Here is a 16,139-nt window from a genome sequence, read left to right as displayed (position 1 = left end):
GCCGCGGCGGCATGCCGCGCGACCGCCGCCATGGGCAGCAGCGCCTCGGTCGGATAGCAGGCCGTCCAGAAGCGCGCATGGGCGGCGCTCACCGTCGGAAAGCAGCGTTCCCGCCCCGCGACCGCGCCCACCCAGGCCCGCGCGAAGGGCCAGGTGAGGAGCGCCGCCGCCGGGTTGCGGACGCCGAAATTGGGCGAGACGAAGACGATGGCGTCCATCCTGGCCGCGAGGTCCGGTTGCAGCGCCGCCTCGGCCGCGAGCGTCCCGCCGGTCGAGGTCGCGATCACCAGGACCCGCCGGCCGATCCGCCGGCCGATCGCCAGCGCCTCGGCGACGTCGATCATCCAGTCGTTCACGCTCGGCCCGGCGAAGCGCCTGGGCCCGAGGCCATGTCCGGCGAAGCGCGTGAAGTGGAGATTCGCGCCCAGCCCCGCCGCCACGCGGTCCGGAACCGGCCTGATCTCCTCCGAGGTGGCTGAGAATCCGTGCAGATAGACCACCGCCCAGTCGGTCCGCACCCCGGGCGGCCCGGCCCAGAGGATGCGTTTCTCCGCGCCCGGCACGATGCCGCCCACGGTGGCCTCGCGCGCCGCGAGATAGGCATCGAGATCGGCCGGCAGCAGCGCGGCGTCGAAATCGGGCGTGAGGTCGAGCGGTTCGCGCGGCCCGAAGGCAAAGAGAAGCGCGACGGCCGCGACGAGGACGAGTGCAAGCCCGCCGAGAATCCGCCGGCGCCTAGGCATCGCCCGGGGCCCGCTGAAGGACCTCGGCCACGGCGGCCTCGATCAGCCGCAGGCACTCCGGCGTCGAGAACCGGTGATCGGCGCCCCGCACCAGTGTCAGACGGATGTCCGGCCCGTCGGCATGGTGAAGCAGCCTGAGCGCCACCTCGACGCTCACGTCGGTGTCCGCCGTGCCCTGCAGCATCCTGACCGGCATCGGCAGGGAAAGCGGCGCGGTCAGCACCAGCCGGCGCCGCCCCTCCTCGATCAGCCGCCGCGTGATGACGTAGGGCTCGTCCGAGTAGTCCGAGGGCTGCGCCACGCGCCCCGCCGCCATGAGCGCGCGCCGCTCCTGCGCGGTGAACCGGGCCCACATGTCCTCCGTGAAATCCGGCGCGGCGGCGACGGTGACGAGGCCGGCCACCTTGCCGGGATGCTCCCGCGCCATCAGGAGCGAGATCCATCCCCCCATCGAGGAGCCCACCAGCACCTGCGGCCCCACGGTCAGGGCCAGGATCGCCGCCCGCGCATCCTCGAACCAGTCGCCGATGGCGCCCGCGAGGAAATCGCCCGAGGACGCCCCGTGCCCCGAATAGTCGAACCGGAGGAAGGCGCGGCCCTGGCGCCGCGCCCAGGCTTCCAGCGCCAGCGCCTTGGTGCCTTCCTTGTCCGACCGGAAACCGCCGAGGAACACCACGCCCGGCCCCGCGCCCTCCAGCCGGTCATGGGCGATCCGCCGCCCTTCGGGTGTCACCAGATAGTCGCTCATGCGCTCACCGTCCCTTTCATCTTGCCACAAATACCTCCGGGGGTCCGGGGGTGGAACCCCCGGCGCCGGCCGTTGACTTCCGCCGCGCGATCCCCGAAGAAGGCGCGACATACCCGCAACCGGGCGTTCCGTGGGCGCCAGACCGACGAGGAGCATGGGCCATGACCCAGATTTCCCTGACATTCCCCGATGGCAACAGCCGCGACTACGCCAAGGGCGTGACCGCCGCCGACGTGGCGCAATCCATCGCGCCGTCGCTTGGCAAGGCGGCGATCTCGGCCTCGGTCGATGGCAAGCACTGGGATCTCCAGTGGCCGATCGAGGCAGACGCGCAGATCGCCATCCACACGATGAAGGACGAGGCGCAGGCGCTCGAACTCATCCGCCACGACTTCGCCCATGTCATGGCCCGCGCCGTGCAGAAGCTCTGGCCCGAGGTCAAGGTCACCATCGGCCCGGTGGTGGAGAATGGCTGGTACTACGACTTCGATCGCGACGAGCCCTTCACGCCCGAGGATCTCGGCGCGATCGAGAAGGAGATGAAGGCGATCATCAACGAGCGCGACCCGGTCCGCACCGAGGTCTGGGACCGCGCCCGCGCCATCGACCACTACCTCCGCAAGCACGAGCCCTTCAAGGTCGAGCTGATCGAGGCGATCCCCGGCGACGAGCCCCTGCGGATGTACTGGCACGGCCATTGGCAGGATCTCTGCCGGGGGCCCCATCTCCAGCATACCGGCCAGCTTCCCGCCGATGCCTTCAAGCTGATGTCCGTCGCCGGCGCCTACTGGCGGGGCGACCACCGCAACAAGCAGTTGCAGCGCATCTACGGCGTCGCCTTCAGGAACCGCGAGGACCTCAAGGCCTATCTGACGATGCTGGAGGAAGCCGCGAAGCGCGACCACCGCAAGTTGGGGCGCGAGATGGAGCTTTTCCACCTGCAGGAAGAAGCGCCGGGCATGGTCTTCTGGCACCCGAACGGCTGGACGATCTACCGCACGCTCGAGGACTACATGCGCCGCCGTCTGCGCCGCGCCGGGTACAAGGAGATCAAGACCCCGCAAGTCGTGGACCGCATCCTCTGGGAGAAGTCGGGCCATTGGGAGGCCTACCGCGAGAACATGTTCATCGTCGAGGTGGATGAGGAAGGCGCGAAGGAAAAGCGCATCAACGCGCTGAAACCGATGAACTGCCCCTGCCATGTGCAGGTCTACAACCAGGGCCTCAAGTCCTACCGCGACCTGCCGCTGCGTCTGGCCGAGTTCGGATCGTGCCACCGCTACGAAAGCTCGGGCTCGATGCACGGCCTGATGCGGGTCAGGGGCTTCACCCAGGACGACGCCCATATCTTCTGCACCGAGGACCAGATCGAGGCGGAATGCGCCAATTTCATCGGGCTTCTGTCGTCGATCTACCGCGATCTCGGCTTCGCCAAGTTCGACGTGAAGCTCTCGACCCGGCCCGAGGTGCGGGTAGGCTCGGATGCGGTCTGGGACAAGGCCGAGGCCGCGCTTGAAAACGCCGTGCGCAAGGTCACCAACGATTTCGAGATCGACCCCGGCGAAGGCGCCTTCTACGGACCGAAGCTCGACTTCAAGCTGACCGACGCGATCGGGCGGGAATGGCAGTGCGGCACCTTCCAGGCCGACTTCAACCTGCCCGTCCGGCTCGGCGCGGAATATGTCGGCGAGGACGGGGCCAAGCACCGCCCGGTGATGCTCCATCGCGCGATCCTCGGGTCTTTCGAGCGCTTCATCGGCATCCTGATCGAGAACTACGCCGGCCGGATGCCCTTCTGGCTCGCCCCCCGGCAGATCGTCGTCGCCTCGATCGTCTCGGATGCCGACGACTACGTGAACGAGGTCACGGCGAAACTGACCGCCGCCGGGCTCAGGGCCGAGGCCGACACGCGGAACGAGAAGATCAACTACAAGGTCCGTGAACATTCGGTCGGAAAAGTCCCCGTGATCCTCGCCGTCGGGATGAAGGAGGTGGAGGAGCGGAGTGTTTCAATCCGGCGGCTCGGCGAGACACAAACCGAAACCCAGGCGCTTGCCGATGCAGTCGCAGCATTCGCGGCCGAAGCGACGCCGCCGGACCTCAGATAGCCTTGTCTGGCGGCCTTTTCGGGCACCGCCGCGGTGCAGCACCCGGCCGGCCTGTCCGCGGCCCGAACCGGGTCCCGGGGTTTCAGTGTTTCACGGCGCCGTGGGCCACAGGTTCGTGAGTGGATCGTGACAAGCGGCGCCCGCTAGCTTGGCACTGTCGATCCAACGACGCTCGAAACCAAGCAAGGGAACCAGTCATGTCGCATTCCATGAAGACGCTCGCCGTCGCCACCTCGCTCGCGACCGCGCTCGCGGCCCATTTCGCGGCGCCGGCCGCGGCACAGGAAGCCAAGGAGAAGTGCTTCGGCGTGGCGCTCGCCGGCCAGAACGACTGCGCCGCCGGCCCCGGCACGACCTGCGCCGGCACCTCGAAGGTGGACTACCAGGGCAATTCGTGGAAACTCGTCCCCGCCGGCACCTGCACCACGATGGAACTCCCCGACGGCCGGATGGGCTCGCTCGAGGCGCTCGACCGCGACCTGCCGCAGGGCTGAACCGACACGCGGTCTTCCCGGCCCCGCCGGGAAGGCCATCAAGCCGTAACGGGGGACGTGATGCTCGACCGGACCGCGATGGACAGGCTTCCCGCCCGCCCGGGCGTCGGCTACAAGCCGCAGCATTTTTCGAACATCCTTGCCGACGCTGCCCCCGTCGCCTGGCTCGAAATCCACGCAGAAAACTACATGGGCGAGGGCGGCCGCCCGCTCGCCCAGCTTCGCGCCCTGGCCGAACGCTTCCCGCTCTCGGTGCATGGCGTCGGCCTTTCCATCGGCGGCGAGGGCCCCCTGGACCGCGACCATCTCGCCCGGCTCCACCGCCTTTGCGGCTGGCTGAACCCGGCGAGCTTCTCCGAGCACCTCGCCTGGTCCACCCATGACGCGGCCTTCCTCAACGACCTCCTGCCCCTGCCCTACACCGAGGCGACGCTGGCGCGCGTCGCCGACCACATCGACCAGGTGCAGGACCATGTCGGCCGCCGGATGCTTCTCGAGAATCCCTCGGTATATCTGGACTTCACCGAGACCAACCTCGACGAGATCGACTTCCTGACCGAGGTCGTGAAACGCACCGGCTGCGGCCTGCTCCTCGACGTCAACAACGTCTTCGTCTCCTGCACCAACCGCAGGACCGACCCCGAAGATTACATCGACCGCTTCCCCCATGACCTCGTCGGCGAGATCCACCTCGGCGGGCATGACGAGGACCGCGACGACACCGGCGCGCCGCTGCTGATCGACGCGCATGGTTCGGAAGTGACCGATCCCGTCTGGCAGCTCTACGCGCGGACGATCCGCAGGGCCGGCCCCCGGCCCACGCTCATCGAATGGGACAACGACGTGCCCGACTGGCCGGTCCTCGCCGCCGAGGCGACCCGCGCGGCCCGCATCCTCGATCGGGTGACGGCATGAGCCAGGCAGAGTTTCGCGCCGCCCTCCTCGACCCCGGCCGGCCGGCGCCTGCGGGCCTGACGGACCCCGACGGCCGCCCCGCCGGGCGCCGCTTCGACGTCTATCGCAACAACGTCACCGTCTCGCTCACCGAGGCGCTTCGCCAGGCCTTCCCGGTCGTCCGCAAGCTCGTCGGCGACGAGTTCTTCACGGCCATGGCGCGCGAACATCTGCGCGCCCATCCGCCGACCTCGCCGGTCCTGATGTTCTACGGCCGCGCGATGCCGGCCTTCCTCGAGACGTTCCCGCCGGTCGGACAACTGCCCTATCTCGCGGACGTCGCCCGGCTGGAACTGGCCCTGCGCGAAAGCTACCACGCCGCCGATGCCGCCGCCCTTCCCCCCGGCGCGCTCCAGGACCTTGCGCCCGAGGCGGTCCTCGCCGCGCGGTTCACCCTCGCTCCCGCCGTCCGGCTCGTCGCGTCGCGCTGGCCGGTCCATGCGATCTGGTCCGCCAACATGCGCGGCACCCCCGTGCCGACCGCGGCTGACGCGCAGGACGTGCTGATCCTGCGCCCGCAGTTCGACGCCGAGCCCCTGCTGCTTCCGATCGGTGCCGCACCCTTCGTCGCGGCCCTTCTCGCCGGCAGGACGGTCGCCGAGGCGCTCGAGGCCGCCCCCGCCTTCGACCTCACCGCCACGCTCGGCCTGCTGATCGGCGGCAACGCCATCACCGGCCTCTCGACCGGAGACTGACGTCCATGCTCGCGCTCTACGACCGCCTCGCCGGCGGGCTTTCCCGGCTTGCGCCCGCGCTCCTGCCGCCCCTCGCCCGGGCCACCTTCGCCGCCGTGCTGCTCGTCTATTTCTGGTCCTCGGCGCTGACCAAGATTGGCCCCGGGCCGCTCGGTATCCTCAGGCCCGGCGACGGCGCCTATATCCAGATCTTTCCCAGGGCCTTCGAGGCCGCGGGCTACGATTCCTCGCAGCTCGGGCTCTTTCACTGGGCCGTTGTGACCGCCGGCACGCTGGCCGAGTTTCTCCTGCCGCTGCTCATCGTCATCGGTCTCTTTACCCGCCTCGCCGCGCTCGGCATGATCGGTTTCGTCGTCGTCCAGAGTCTCACCGACGTCCTCGGCCACGGTGTCGGCGGCGACGTTCTCGGCCGCTGGTTCGATGCGACGTCCGGGGCGCTCGTGCTCGACCAGAGGACGCTCTGGGTTTTCCTCCTCGCCAGTCTCGCCGTTCTCGGCGGCGGGCCGCTATCCGTGGACCGGTTCCTCGCCCGCCGCCCCGGCACATCGTTTCCGCAAAATCCTTGATTTTTGCCCGGAATGACGCATCATTTCGGTGGCGTGAACGCAGACTTTCCTACCGCTCCCTTCCTCGGGGCAGCCGGAAGAACCGAAAGACCTGGCTGCACGGCCCCGGGCAATGTCGCCTTGGGGAGATCTGAAAGGGAGTAAACGGATGGCCACGGGCACCGTGAAATGGTTCAACACGACGAAGGGCTACGGTTTCATCGCGCCCGACGACGGCGGCAAGGATGTGTTCGTGCACATCTCCGCGGTCGAACGGGCGGGGCTGAAGACGCTCTCGGACAACCAGAAGGTTGCCTACGAGATGCAGTCCGGTCGGGATGGGCGGGCGTCGGCGTCCGACCTCAAGCTTCTCTGAGCCTCGCGGACCTCGATCCTTTCGCCCCGCCCGTTCGCCCGGGCGGGGCTTGTCATGTCAGCAATGCCCTCTGCGTCGCCAGACCCCAGCCGAGATGGAGCGCATCCCCGGCGCGGATCACCGGCCGCTTCATCAGGGTGGGATGGGCGGCAAGCAGCTCCCCGGCCGGCCGCGACCGCTCCTCCGCCGCGAGGCCCCGCCAGGTCGCCGAGGCCCGGTTGAGGATCGCGTCCCCGAACGCGGCCACGAATTCCTCCCGCTCTCCCTTTGCAAGCGGCTCGGCCCGAATGTCGCGGAAGGTGACGTCATGTCCCGCCGCCGCCAGCGCCGCGCGGGCCTTGCGGCAGGTATCGCAGCTGGCGATTCCATAGACGATCATCCCGGCCGCGCCCCTGCGATGCCGCTCCTTGGTACCGCCGCAGTCGGCCCGGCTGCAACCTCGGCGGAATCCCGCCGCGGGACCTGCCTTGTTTTGGCCACATAGGCGGGAATCCGTCCATCGTCGGCGAAATTCCGATTGGCCCCCGGGGCACGCGCTCGGGGTTTCTTGACCCCGCCGGTGTTGCGATTTAGCACCAACTCATTGCTTTCGAGTTCTCCCTTCGGGGATCCTTACCGACAACGAATCATGGCCGCGCGCCCTGCCCTCACAGGTCGCGCAAGGGGGGCATATGACCGTGAACGAGGAACTGGTCGACCGGCTGTCAACCGAGGTCGGACGCCGGCTGAGCGACAAGGCGCGCGCGGGACGGCGGCGCGCTCTGGCGTGGATATCGCGGTGCTGCGTCACCGTGACGAGCGACGGAAAGACGACGCGTGAGGTCTTTTTCGACCAGACGCCGACACTAGGCCAGCTTGTCGCGCAGCTCGGGCCGGACTGCTACGTCGTCTCCGTCGCGATGAAGCGCCGGCCGCTGCGCGAACGGATCCGGCTCGCGCTCGCGGCCGAATGACGCCTGGGCGGGCGCCCAACTCTGGCCATAGTCGTCGCTTGACGGCAGGACAATGACAGGGCGGGCGGGGCATTGTTCCGCCAGCCCCCCGCAAAGGCGGCCGCTTTCACCACAAACTTGCCACAATTCGCGCGAGGCGGGACGGTTGCGACAGGCGCCCCCGGGGCGCTCGTGATTCGGTCGGTGCGGGGTTTGGACATGGTCGGGGCGACGGATTTCATCGGGCTTGTGCGCGCCCGCGCCGGAACGTCCGCAGAGCGGCAGACAGCGGCCACTTGGCCGGGCGGGGGACGGATCGCGGTTCTTGTCACCCGCGACGGCACGAACATGGAAGAACTGCTGTTCGAGCGCCCGCCGACGCTTGCCGACCTCCTCGCCCGTGCGGGCGCGGACTCCTACGTCCTCGGAATCGGCGTGACGGACAGAATGCAGCACGCCGCGGAATAGGCCCGGAGCGGCGGTCCGGCGGCGTCGCCCCGCGGTCGCAGTCCAAGCGGAAGGCGCCCGACGTGCCCTTGCCGGACGGGACGTACTCAACCGAACAGGAAATCCCCCGCGTCGATCAGCGCAGCGTCCACGCCTTCGAGGATCACCGCGACATTGGCGAACCTCACGAGCGTGTCGAGGCCATGGTCGATGACCGTCACCGCCGAGAACCCCGCCGCCCCGGCGGCGATGCGGATGAGGTCGAGACCATCCTCGAAATCGAGGAGCCGGTCGCCGCCGTCGCCGGTGGCGAAGATGAACTGGTCGGCTCCGGCGCCGCCGGTGAGCCAGTCGGCCCCGATGCCGCCGCGGATCAGGTCGGTGCCGTCGCTTCCGGTGAGCGTGTCGCGGCCGGCCCCGCCGTCGAGGATATTGTCGACGCCGCCGACCACGGTCAGCGTGTCGTTACCACCGCCGCCGTAGAGTTCGCTTTCGCCGTAGGTGCCCGTTTCGATCGTGGCCATCAGGACGTCGTTCCCGTGGCCGCCGTCGAGGAAGTTGTGCGCAGTTCCGTAGTATTCCGGGTCGTCGTAGTAGGGCTCGTGGTAGTCTGCGTTGGCATAGGCGGACAGGATGTCATTTCCGGCACCACCCGACAGCGTGTTGCTCGCGCTTGCGCCGACAAACGAAAACAGCGTGCCCGCCACGATGCTGGCCGTCAACTCGTCGTTGCCCGAACCGCCGGCGAGTTCGTTGATCCCGACAGCCGTGTCCTCGGCAAACGCGAAGATCGTCGAGACGAGGCTGTCGTTGCCGCTGCCGCCGCTCAGTTCCGAGGTCATTGTGCTGCTGCCGTTCTCGCCATCCAGGGACGCGGAATTGTCGGAGATGAGCGTGTCGTTGCCGGCCCCGCCGATCAGGACGTTGTGGCCCTGCGGCGCAGCAACGTTGGAGTCGGCGTATATGCTGGCGAACAGGTAGTCGTTGCCCGCACCTCCGTCCAGATAGTTGCTCGCCAGCAGGCTCATGTTCGAGTAGACGACCGCCGTCGCCGTGACGTGATCGTCACCGGCGCCGCCCCAGATCTCGTTGATCGCGGTGCTGAAGTTGCCGAAGAAATTGCCGCCGATCGCCAGCGCGGATATCCGGTCGTTCCCGCTGCCGCCGCGGATCGTGCTCGTCACCACGCTGTCACCGAAGGCATCGGAAACGGTGGAGACGTCGATCTGGTCGGACCCGGCCCCGCCGTCGACGAAGATCGAGAAGTCGGCCGGCGCGACGTCCGTGTAGACCATGATGTCGATTGAGATCGTGTCCTCCCCGGCTCCACCGAAGGCGGAGGCCGCGACTTCGTAGACCGGCACCCATTCCCAGATGGTCAGGTCGAGCAGGATCGATAGGGCGTCATGCCCCGCCCCCCCATGAAGCGCGGTGTCGTTGTAAAGGCTTGAAAGCGCATCATGGCCTGCCCGCCCGAAGAGGGCCTGGCCTTCCGCCGTCGCCGCCAGAGTGTCGTTCCCAGGAGTTCCGAAGATCGGTGCGAGTGCCGGGGATACCGGTTTCGGCAGTGCGGACATGCCACCCTCCATATTTGCACAAGTCGCAAGTCGATATACGAAATCTGTCCGCGCGAATTCTACTGGCACGATATATCGGCCACGCCGACTCATCAATCGGTTGTTGCGGGCGCCGTTCGATGTGCAAGTCCTGCGGAAGACCGAGCCCTGCGCGCGCCCGTCGCGACGTATGCCATGCGCCGGACGAAAACCGGGCGCTCGCGGACGCGCCAACGAAAAGGGCGGGGCTTACGCCCCGCCCTTCCCGATAATGTCGTCCGTCCCGCCTCAGGCGAGCGCGAGGTTCGTCGCCGATTCACGGCCGTCGCGGCCGGCTTCGATGTCGAAGGTGACCTTCTGGCCGTCCTTCAGTTCGCGGATACCGGCGCGCTCGACAGCGGAGATGTGGACGAACACGTCCTTCTTGCCGCCATCGGGAGCGATGAAGCCGAAACCCTTCGTCGCGTTGAACCACTTCACGGAGCCCGTAGCCATCGTGATGTCTCCTATCATCTGCCGCCCACGGAATGCGGCGGCCCGGCGCAGTCAGTCCTATCGATAAACTGAGGCCGAAGACGGAGACAGTGGTCGAAAGAGGTAACGTCGCGGCTCTGCATATAGCGGAAAAGCCCCCTCGTCACAAGGCCCGGCGCGGAAGCTTCCCGCACCGGGCCCGCCGTGTCAGTTCGCGCCGAGCTTCTTGATCCGGCCCTCGACCCCGGTCGTGACCTTGCCGGACTGGGCGATGTAGTCGATCACGTCATTGGCCATGAGGTTGCCGTTGCCCGTGTTGATGATCACGTTGCCGCCGCCGAGCGCCGCATAGCCGTCGCCGCCGCCCAGCATGTAGTCGTTGGTCGCGACCTTGTAGACCTTGTTCGGGTCGAGCGGCTGATCGCCCACCATGACTTCCGAGACGCGGCTGCCCGCGGGGGCCGAGGCGTCGAAGGCAAAGCTCATCCCCGAGACCTGCGGGAAGCGGCCGGCGCCCTTCTCGACCTGGCTCACCCCGTTTTCGAGCGCGGCGAGGATCTGGCTGCCCGGAAGCTCGGTCACCACGGTGACGTTGCCGAAGGGAAGCTCCGTCAGGATGTCGCGGCGCGTCAGCACGGTGCCCGCGTCATAGGTGCGGTCGGCGCGGATCCCGCCGCCGTTGGTAAAGCCGATGTCCGCCCCGGTCGCGGCGCGCATCGCGTCGGCGATCACGTTGCCCATGGCCGATTCCTCGGCCCGGACCACGTTCCTGCGGCTGTCGAGCGGCACTTCGGTCGTGCCGATCTCCACGTTCAGGCTCTCGTCGAGCTTCTTCTGGAACTCGTCCACCATCGCCTGCGTCTCGGGGTCGGGCGTGACCGTGGCGGTGTCGATGAAGCGGAAGGCAGGCACCCAGTCAATCGTGCGCTTGCCGTCATCGTCCTGGCCGATCTCCACCATCAGATCGACCGGCGAGAGGAAGCGCGCGTCCATCGAGGTTTCGACATAGACGGTCACGCCGTCATAGGCCGTGGCGTAGGAATGGTCGTCCCCCGACAGGATCACGTCGAAGGCGTGGGACGCGATGAGCTTGCGGTCGTTGGTCATGTCGGTCTGCACGACGCCCACGACGATGTCGGCGCCGTCGTCGCGGGCCTGCTTGGCGGCGGCGACGGCCGTGTCCACCGTCGGCAGGAACTTGAGGTCGCCGGAACTTGCCACCTCGGGCGTCGTGTCCTGCGCCACGGGGATCAGCGCGACCTTGAGCCCGCCGACCTCCTTCACCATGACGCCGCCCAGCCCCTCGATGGGCGAGCCGTCGGCATTGGTGATGTTGATCGCGGCCCAGGGATACTTCGACGCCTTCATCTTCTCGAAGAAGTTCTCCGGCCCGAAGTCGAATTCATGGTTGCCGGGCACGGCAAGATCGAAGGGCACGAGGTTGGTCAGGTCGATCGTGTTCTGCCCCTTGTCGAAGCCGGAAAGGAGCGAGGGCGAGAGCATGTCGCCGTCGAAGAGATAGAGCGTGTTCGGATTCGTCGCGCGCTCGGCCTTGGCAACGGCGTTCAGCCGGGCGAAGCCGCCGCGGCCATCCTCTTCGGCGAAGGCATAGGCGTCGCCGACGCCAAGAAGGGTAAGCTTCACCGTCTCGGCAAGGACCGGAGCCGCAGCAAGGGAAAGCGCGGTCGCGGAGAGAAGCGTCGCGGCGAGCCGACGGACGGGCATGGTCATGGTCATGGTCTGAATCTCCCTGGGGCGCGGATAGGACACTACACTGCGGCGGGGCCGCGCTTCTGTCAAAGCCCCTCGCCGCCTCGCCCTCACCTTTCTCGCGCCCGCAGGTATCAGCGGGGTGAAATGCCCCGGCCATTGACCGCGGGGCGGGCGCGAGGCATGAGGGCGCCATGCTGATCTACAAGATCTTCCGCCGATCCGAGTGGGACGCCTTTCGCGCCGCGGGCGAAACCGGCGGCGCGCCGGTGGACCTTGCCGACGGCTTCATCCATTTCTCGACCGCCGCGCAGGTCGCCGAGACGGCGGCCCGGCATTTCGCCGAGGAGAGCGACCTCGTCCTCGTCGCCGTCGCCCCGACGGCGCTCGGCTCCGCGCTCAGGTGGGAACCCTCGCGGGGCGGCGCGCTTTTCCCGCATCTCTACCGGCGCCTTCGCCTCGCCGACGTGGTCTGGGACAAATCCCTTCCGCTCGGCGCGACCGGCCACATCTTCCCCGAGGGGCTGCTGTGACGCCGCTCGAACGCGCGGGCCTCGCGGTGCTGCACCGGCTCGACCCGGAACTGGCCCACGGCCTCTCGCTTCGCGCGCTGTCATGGGGCCTCGTGCCGCTGCCCGGCCCCGTCACCTCGCCGCGCCTGCGCACCCGCCTCGCCGGGCTGGAACTGCCGAACCCGGTGGGCCTTGCCGCGGGCTACGACAAGAACGCCGAAGCCGTGGGCGCGCTCACCCGTGCCGGCTTCGGCTTTGTCGAGGTGGGCGCGGCCACGCCCCTGCCGCAGCCCGGCAATCCGAAACCCCGGCTCTTCCGCCTGCCCGAGGATCGCGCGGTCATCAACCGCTTCGGCTTCAACAACGACGGTGCCGAGGCGATCGCCGCACGCCTCGCGCGGGCCGACCGGCGGGTGCCCGTGGGCCTCAACCTCGGCGCCAACAAGACCTCCGCCGACCGCGCCGCCGATTTCGCCCGCGTCCTCGCGCTGGCCGGGCCGCATGTCGATTTCGCCACGGTCAACGTCTCCTCCCCCAACACCGAGCGGCTGCGCGACCTTCAGGGCAAGGCGGCGCTTTCGGCACTGCTCGCGGGCGTGATGGAAACGCGGGGCGCCCTGCCCTGGAAGGTGCCCATCTTTCTCAAGATTGCGCCCGACCTCGCGGAGGCCGAACTGGCCGAATTGGCCGAGGTCGCGCTCGCCTCGGGCATCGACGCGGTCATCGCCACCAACACGACACTTGCGCGCGACGGGTTGAAGAGCCGCCACGCCGGCGAGGCCGGCGGACTTTCCGGCGCGCCGCTCTTCGAGCGTTCGACCCGTGTGCTCGCCCGGCTCCATCACCTGACGGAGGGCCGGATCCCGCTCATCGGCGTCGGCGGGATCGCCTCGGCCGCGGACGCCTGGGCGAAGATCCGCGCCGGCGCCTCGGCCGTGCAACTCTATTCGGCGCTGGTCTACGGCGGCCTGTCGCTCGTCGGCGACATCGCCCGCGGGCTCGATGTGCTGGTGGAAGAGAAGGGCTTCGCGACCCTGTCGGACGCAGTCGGCAGCGGACGGGGGGACTGGCTCTGACCACGATCTGGCACAATCCCCGCTGCTCCAAATCGCGCGCGACACTCGCGCTTCTCGAAGCGCGCGGCGTCGCGCCCGAGGTGCGGCTCTACCTTCAGGACCCGCCCTCCGAAACCGAGATTCGCGCGGCCCTCGCCGCCCTTGGCCGCCCCGTCCGCGACCTTGTCCGCAAGGGCGAGCCTGCCTTCCGCGACCTCGGGCTCGCAAGCGCCGACGGGGACGCCCTTGTCGCCGCCATAGCCGCGCACCCCGTGCTCATCGAGCGTCCGCTGGTGCTGCACGCGGGCCGCGCCGCGCTCGGTCGCCCGCCCGAATCCGTGCTCGCCCTCTTCTGACGCCACCCGCGCAGGTTCGTCCCGGGGCGCATCCGCACGGACGGGGGATCGCCGGCTAGCCCCCCGCCACGGCCTCCGCGCGCGGATAGCGCAGCGCCATCGTCGCCCCGCGCGCGATGTTGAGTACCATGAGCGAGGCCCAGAGCCCGTGGTTCCCCAGCGTCCCCGGCAACATGAGAAGCGCCACGAGATAGATCGTGACCGAGACGACCATCGCGTTGCGCATCTCGCGGCTCAGCGTCGCGCCGATGAAGATGCCGTCGAACATCCAGCTTGCAATTCCGATCACCGGCGCGAGCGCGACCCAGGGCAGATAATCCCGCGCCGCCGCCCGCACCTCCGGCTCGGTCGCCATCAGGTCGATGAGCAGGGGGCCGGCGATCCAAAAGCCGACGCCGAGGAGAACGGCGCCCGCCACGCCCCACTGGCTCGCCACGACCGAGGCGCGCCGGACCGCGACCGGGTGCCGGGCCCCGACCGCCTGTCCGACGAGCGTCTCGGCCGCGAAGGCGAAGCCGTCGAGGCCGTAGGCGGTGATCTCGAGGAACTGCAGGAGCACCTGGTTGGCCGCAAGCGTGACGTCGCCGAAATGCGCGCCCCAGAAGACGAAGGTGGTGAAGGCCCCCTGCAGGAGGACCGAGCGCACCATGATGTCGCCGTTCACCCGCATCATCCGCGCGACCCGTTCCCGGTCGAAGACCCGTGCCCAGTCACGCCATTGTCCGCCCGCGAAGGCCCCCCGGCAAAGCCAGAGACCGAAGAGGAGCCCCGTCCATTCCGCGATCAGCGTCGCCACCGCCACCCCCGCCACGCCCCAGCCGAGCCCGAGGACGAAGAGGAGGTCGAGCGCGATGTTGAGCCCGTTCATCCAGAGCTGGAGCGCCAGCACCCCGCGCGTCCGCTCCACCGCGATGAGCCAGCCGGTGACGGCGTAGAGCGCGATGGTCGCCGGCGCCCCCCAGATGCGGATGGCGAGATAGGTGCGGGTCAGCGCCTCCACCTCGGCCGAGGCCGGGGCGAGCGCGAAGGCGGCGCGGAAGAGAAGCGCCTGCGCGAGGATGAAGACGGCGCCGGCCGCGCCCCCGATCAACAGCGCCCGCATCAGGATCGCGCCGGTCTCGGCCGGGTCGCGGGCGCCGTGCGCCTGGGCGACAAGGCCCGAGGTCCCCATCCGCAGGAAGCCGAAGATCCAGTAGATCGAGGCGAGGATCACCGCCCCCATGCCCACCGCGCCGATCGGCGCCGCCTGCCCCATCTGGCCGACGACGCCGGTATCGACGGCCCCGAGCAGCGGCACCGTGGCATTCGAGAGGACGATGGGTGCCGCGATCCTCAGGACGCGGGCATGGGTGATCTCAGCCATCGCCGCCCGCATCGAGCGGCCAGCCGCGCTCGGGCATAAGGAAGTGGCCCGTTCCCTGGGCGAAAAGGCGCGACCGGTTGTCCTGCCAGGCCTCGACATGCACGCTCGCATAGCGCCGGCCCGACCGGTTGATCCGCGCCCGCGCATAGGCGTCACGCGGCAGGCCGGAGCGGAGGTAGTCGACCGTCAGGTCGATGGTCTTCGGCAGCCGCGGGAGGTGCCCGGGCGCGAGGCTCAGGGGGTCGAGGCGGCCGCTCTCCATCTCTTCCCAGGTCTGCGCCCAGGCCAGTTCGATGATCGCGGTCACCTCGAGGAAGGCCGCCGTCACCCCGCCGTGGAGCGCGGGCAGGAGCGGGTTGCCGATGTGCTTTTCGTCGTAGGGCAGGATCGCGGTGAGTTCGTCGCCCCGGCGGTCGAACGCGATGCCGAGGAACCGGATGTAGGGCACGCCATGGACAAGCGCGGCAAGCGCCGCGTCGCGGCGCTCCTTCACCACCTGCACGGGTTCGGGCTTCGGCCGCCGGGTCATTTCCGCGCCTCCGGCCGTTCCAGCGTGAAGGCGCCGGTCGCGGCGGCGACGGGGCGCCCCTCGTCGCCGTCATGCGCCGTGGCGCGCACGAAGGCGACCGAGCGGGTGACATGGTAGCACTCCGCCCGGGCGGTGATCCGCGCGCCGGGCGTCGCGGGCCGCATGTAGTCGATCCTGAGGTCAAGCGTCGCGGTGCCGACGGCGCCGGTCGGGTGGCTCATCACTGCTGCCCCGCCGCAGGTGTCCATCAGCGCCGAAACCGCGCCGCCGTGGATGACGCCGGTCTGCGGGTCGCCCACGAGCCGCGCGTCCCAGGGCATCGAGATCACCGCCATGCCGTCGCCGATCTCGTCCAGCACCATGCCGAGTGCGCGCGAATGCGGGATCGCCTCGATGAACTGCCGTGCTGCGGTGCGCTTCCTTTCGTTCATCCGCTGGACTCCGCTGTCTCGATCCCCTGCCAATCTGCCAGTTGACACAGCCGCCGCAAGGGCCAATATTGTAGGTTATAGCCTTGGCTTCATCTTATGCAGTAATGTAAC

Annotated in this window: 20 protein-coding genes; 11 read left to right on the top strand and 9 right to left on the bottom strand. The window is 68.8% G+C overall.

Annotation, left to right across the window (positions count from 1 at the left end):
* Both F9K34_RS05840 and F9K34_RS05835 read right to left on the bottom strand, forming a co-directional pair.
* Nucleotides 1-743, bottom strand: a 743-nt coding sequence (locus tag F9K34_RS05840) for an alpha/beta hydrolase (protein ID WP_291335970.1), incomplete at its 3' end; no start/stop codon positions are given.
* A complete protein-coding gene (locus F9K34_RS05835; RefSeq protein ID WP_291335969.1) occupies nt 736-1,491 on the bottom strand; it encodes an alpha/beta hydrolase in 756 nt (251 codons plus the stop codon). The genes F9K34_RS05840 and F9K34_RS05835, both read right to left, overlap by 8 nt.
* A 161-nt stretch (nt 1,492-1,652) precedes the next feature.
* Here F9K34_RS05835 and thrS point away from each other — a divergent pair, with 161 nt between their 5' ends.
* The 6 genes from thrS to F9K34_RS05805 all read left to right on the top strand — a co-directional run bounded on the left by thrS (nt 1,653) and on the right by F9K34_RS05805 (nt 6,663).
* Nucleotides 1,653-3,599, top strand: coding sequence for a threonine--tRNA ligase (gene thrS / locus F9K34_RS05830; protein WP_291335968.1), 1,947 nt, complete (start codon nt 1,653-1,655; stop codon nt 3,597-3,599).
* A 197-nt stretch (nt 3,600-3,796) separates the two neighbouring features.
* Complete coding sequence (locus F9K34_RS05825; RefSeq protein WP_291335967.1) at nt 3,797-4,093, top strand: BufA1 family periplasmic bufferin-type metallophore; 297 nt, start codon at nt 3,797-3,799, stop codon at nt 4,091-4,093.
* A gap of 60 nt (nt 4,094-4,153) precedes the next feature.
* The gene (gene bufB, locus F9K34_RS05820) at nt 4,154-5,008 is read left to right on the top strand and encodes an MNIO family bufferin maturase (protein ID WP_291335966.1); all 855 of its coding nucleotides are present in this window, start codon (nt 4,154-4,156) and stop codon (nt 5,006-5,008) included.
* Nucleotides 5,005-5,742 (top strand): HvfC/BufC N-terminal domain-containing protein, encoded by a 738-nt coding sequence (locus F9K34_RS05815; RefSeq protein ID WP_291335965.1) that lies wholly within the window; start codon nt 5,005-5,007, stop codon nt 5,740-5,742. The genes bufB and F9K34_RS05815 overlap by 4 nt, the downstream gene beginning before the upstream one ends.
* Nucleotides 5,743-5,747: 5 nt before the next feature.
* A complete protein-coding gene (locus F9K34_RS05810) occupies nt 5,748-6,308 on the top strand; it encodes a DoxX family protein (RefSeq protein ID WP_291335964.1) in 561 nt (186 codons plus the stop codon).
* 148 nt (nt 6,309-6,456) lie between these two features.
* Nucleotides 6,457-6,663 (top strand): cold-shock protein, encoded by a 207-nt coding sequence (locus tag F9K34_RS05805; protein WP_291335963.1) that lies wholly within the window; start codon nt 6,457-6,459, stop codon nt 6,661-6,663.
* 52 nt (nt 6,664-6,715) lie between these two features.
* On the opposite strand, the gene F9K34_RS05800 is transcribed toward F9K34_RS05805, so the two are convergent.
* Nucleotides 6,716-7,042 carry an arsenate reductase family protein gene (locus F9K34_RS05800; protein WP_291335962.1) on the bottom strand — a complete coding sequence of 109 codons (327 nt, stop codon included), beginning with the start codon at nt 7,040-7,042 and terminating at the stop codon, nt 6,716-6,718.
* A 292-nt stretch (nt 7,043-7,334) separates the two neighbouring features.
* Here F9K34_RS05800 and F9K34_RS05795 point away from each other — a divergent pair, with 292 nt between their 5' ends.
* Nucleotides 7,335-7,616, top strand: a complete 282-nt coding sequence (locus tag F9K34_RS05795) for a hypothetical protein (RefSeq protein ID WP_291335961.1) — start codon at nt 7,335-7,337, stop codon at nt 7,614-7,616.
* Nucleotides 7,617-7,814: 198 nt separating this feature from the next.
* Nucleotides 7,815-8,063 carry a hypothetical protein gene (locus F9K34_RS05790; RefSeq protein ID WP_291335960.1) on the top strand — a complete coding sequence of 83 codons (249 nt, stop codon included), beginning with the start codon at nt 7,815-7,817 and terminating at the stop codon, nt 8,061-8,063.
* An 86-nt stretch (nt 8,064-8,149) separates the two neighbouring features.
* Here the strand turns inward: F9K34_RS05790 and F9K34_RS05785 are convergent, their stop codons facing one another.
* From F9K34_RS05785 to F9K34_RS05775, 3 genes are all read right to left on the bottom strand, one after another.
* Nucleotides 8,150-9,619 carry a calcium-binding protein gene (locus F9K34_RS05785; RefSeq protein WP_291335959.1) on the bottom strand — a complete coding sequence of 490 codons (1,470 nt, stop codon included), beginning with the start codon at nt 9,617-9,619 and terminating at the stop codon, nt 8,150-8,152.
* Nucleotides 9,620-9,886: 267 nt separating this feature from the next.
* A complete protein-coding gene (locus tag F9K34_RS05780) occupies nt 9,887-10,093 on the bottom strand; it encodes a cold-shock protein (RefSeq protein WP_291335958.1) in 207 nt (68 codons plus the stop codon).
* A gap of 186 nt (nt 10,094-10,279) precedes the next feature.
* Nucleotides 10,280-11,809: a bifunctional metallophosphatase/5'-nucleotidase gene (locus tag F9K34_RS05775; RefSeq protein WP_291335957.1), complete on the bottom strand. Its 1,530-nt coding sequence runs from the start codon at nt 11,807-11,809 to the stop codon at nt 10,280-10,282.
* Between the two features lie 167 nt (nt 11,810-11,976).
* On the opposite strand from F9K34_RS05775, the gene F9K34_RS05770 reads away from it, so the two are divergent.
* Genes F9K34_RS05770 through arsC form a run of 3 tightly spaced genes read left to right on the top strand, consistent with a single transcriptional unit; the run spans nt 11,977 to nt 13,705 of the window.
* Nucleotides 11,977-12,315: a DUF952 domain-containing protein gene (locus F9K34_RS05770; protein ID WP_291335956.1), complete on the top strand. Its 339-nt coding sequence runs from the start codon at nt 11,977-11,979 to the stop codon at nt 12,313-12,315.
* On the top strand, nt 12,312-13,370 hold the full coding sequence (locus F9K34_RS05765) for a quinone-dependent dihydroorotate dehydrogenase (protein ID WP_291335955.1): 1,059 nt from the start codon (nt 12,312-12,314) through the stop codon (nt 13,368-13,370). Before F9K34_RS05770 ends, F9K34_RS05765 begins: the two co-directional genes overlap by 4 nt.
* On the top strand, nt 13,361-13,705 hold the full coding sequence (arsC, locus tag F9K34_RS05760) for an arsenate reductase (glutaredoxin) (protein WP_366557805.1): 345 nt from the start codon (nt 13,361-13,363) through the stop codon (nt 13,703-13,705). The genes F9K34_RS05765 and arsC overlap by 10 nt, the downstream gene beginning before the upstream one ends.
* 55 nt (nt 13,706-13,760) lie before the next feature.
* Here arsC and F9K34_RS05755 read toward each other — a convergent pair whose 3' ends face one another.
* Genes F9K34_RS05755 through F9K34_RS05745 form a run of 3 tightly spaced genes read right to left on the bottom strand, consistent with a single transcriptional unit; the run spans nt 13,761 to nt 16,028 of the window.
* Nucleotides 13,761-15,080, bottom strand: coding sequence for an MATE family efflux transporter (locus F9K34_RS05755; protein WP_436405715.1), 1,320 nt, complete (start codon nt 15,078-15,080; stop codon nt 13,761-13,763).
* Nucleotides 15,061-15,597 (bottom strand): PaaI family thioesterase, encoded by a 537-nt coding sequence (locus F9K34_RS05750; protein WP_291335953.1) that lies wholly within the window; start codon nt 15,595-15,597, stop codon nt 15,061-15,063. Before F9K34_RS05750 ends, F9K34_RS05755 begins: the two co-directional genes overlap by 20 nt.
* Entirely contained in the window at nt 15,594-16,028 is a 435-nt protein-coding gene (locus tag F9K34_RS05745; protein WP_291335952.1) for a PaaI family thioesterase, read from the bottom strand. Before F9K34_RS05745 ends, F9K34_RS05750 begins: the two co-directional genes overlap by 4 nt.
* Between the last annotated feature and the right edge of the window lie 111 nt (nt 16,029-16,139).

It is taken from the genome of Albidovulum sp. (genome assembly GCF_008933605.1).
Classification (GTDB): Bacteria; Pseudomonadota; Alphaproteobacteria; order Rhodobacterales; family Rhodobacteraceae; genus Albidovulum.
Note: the sequence above shows the minus strand (reverse complement) of the source record. Positions and strands in the feature narration are given on the sequence as shown.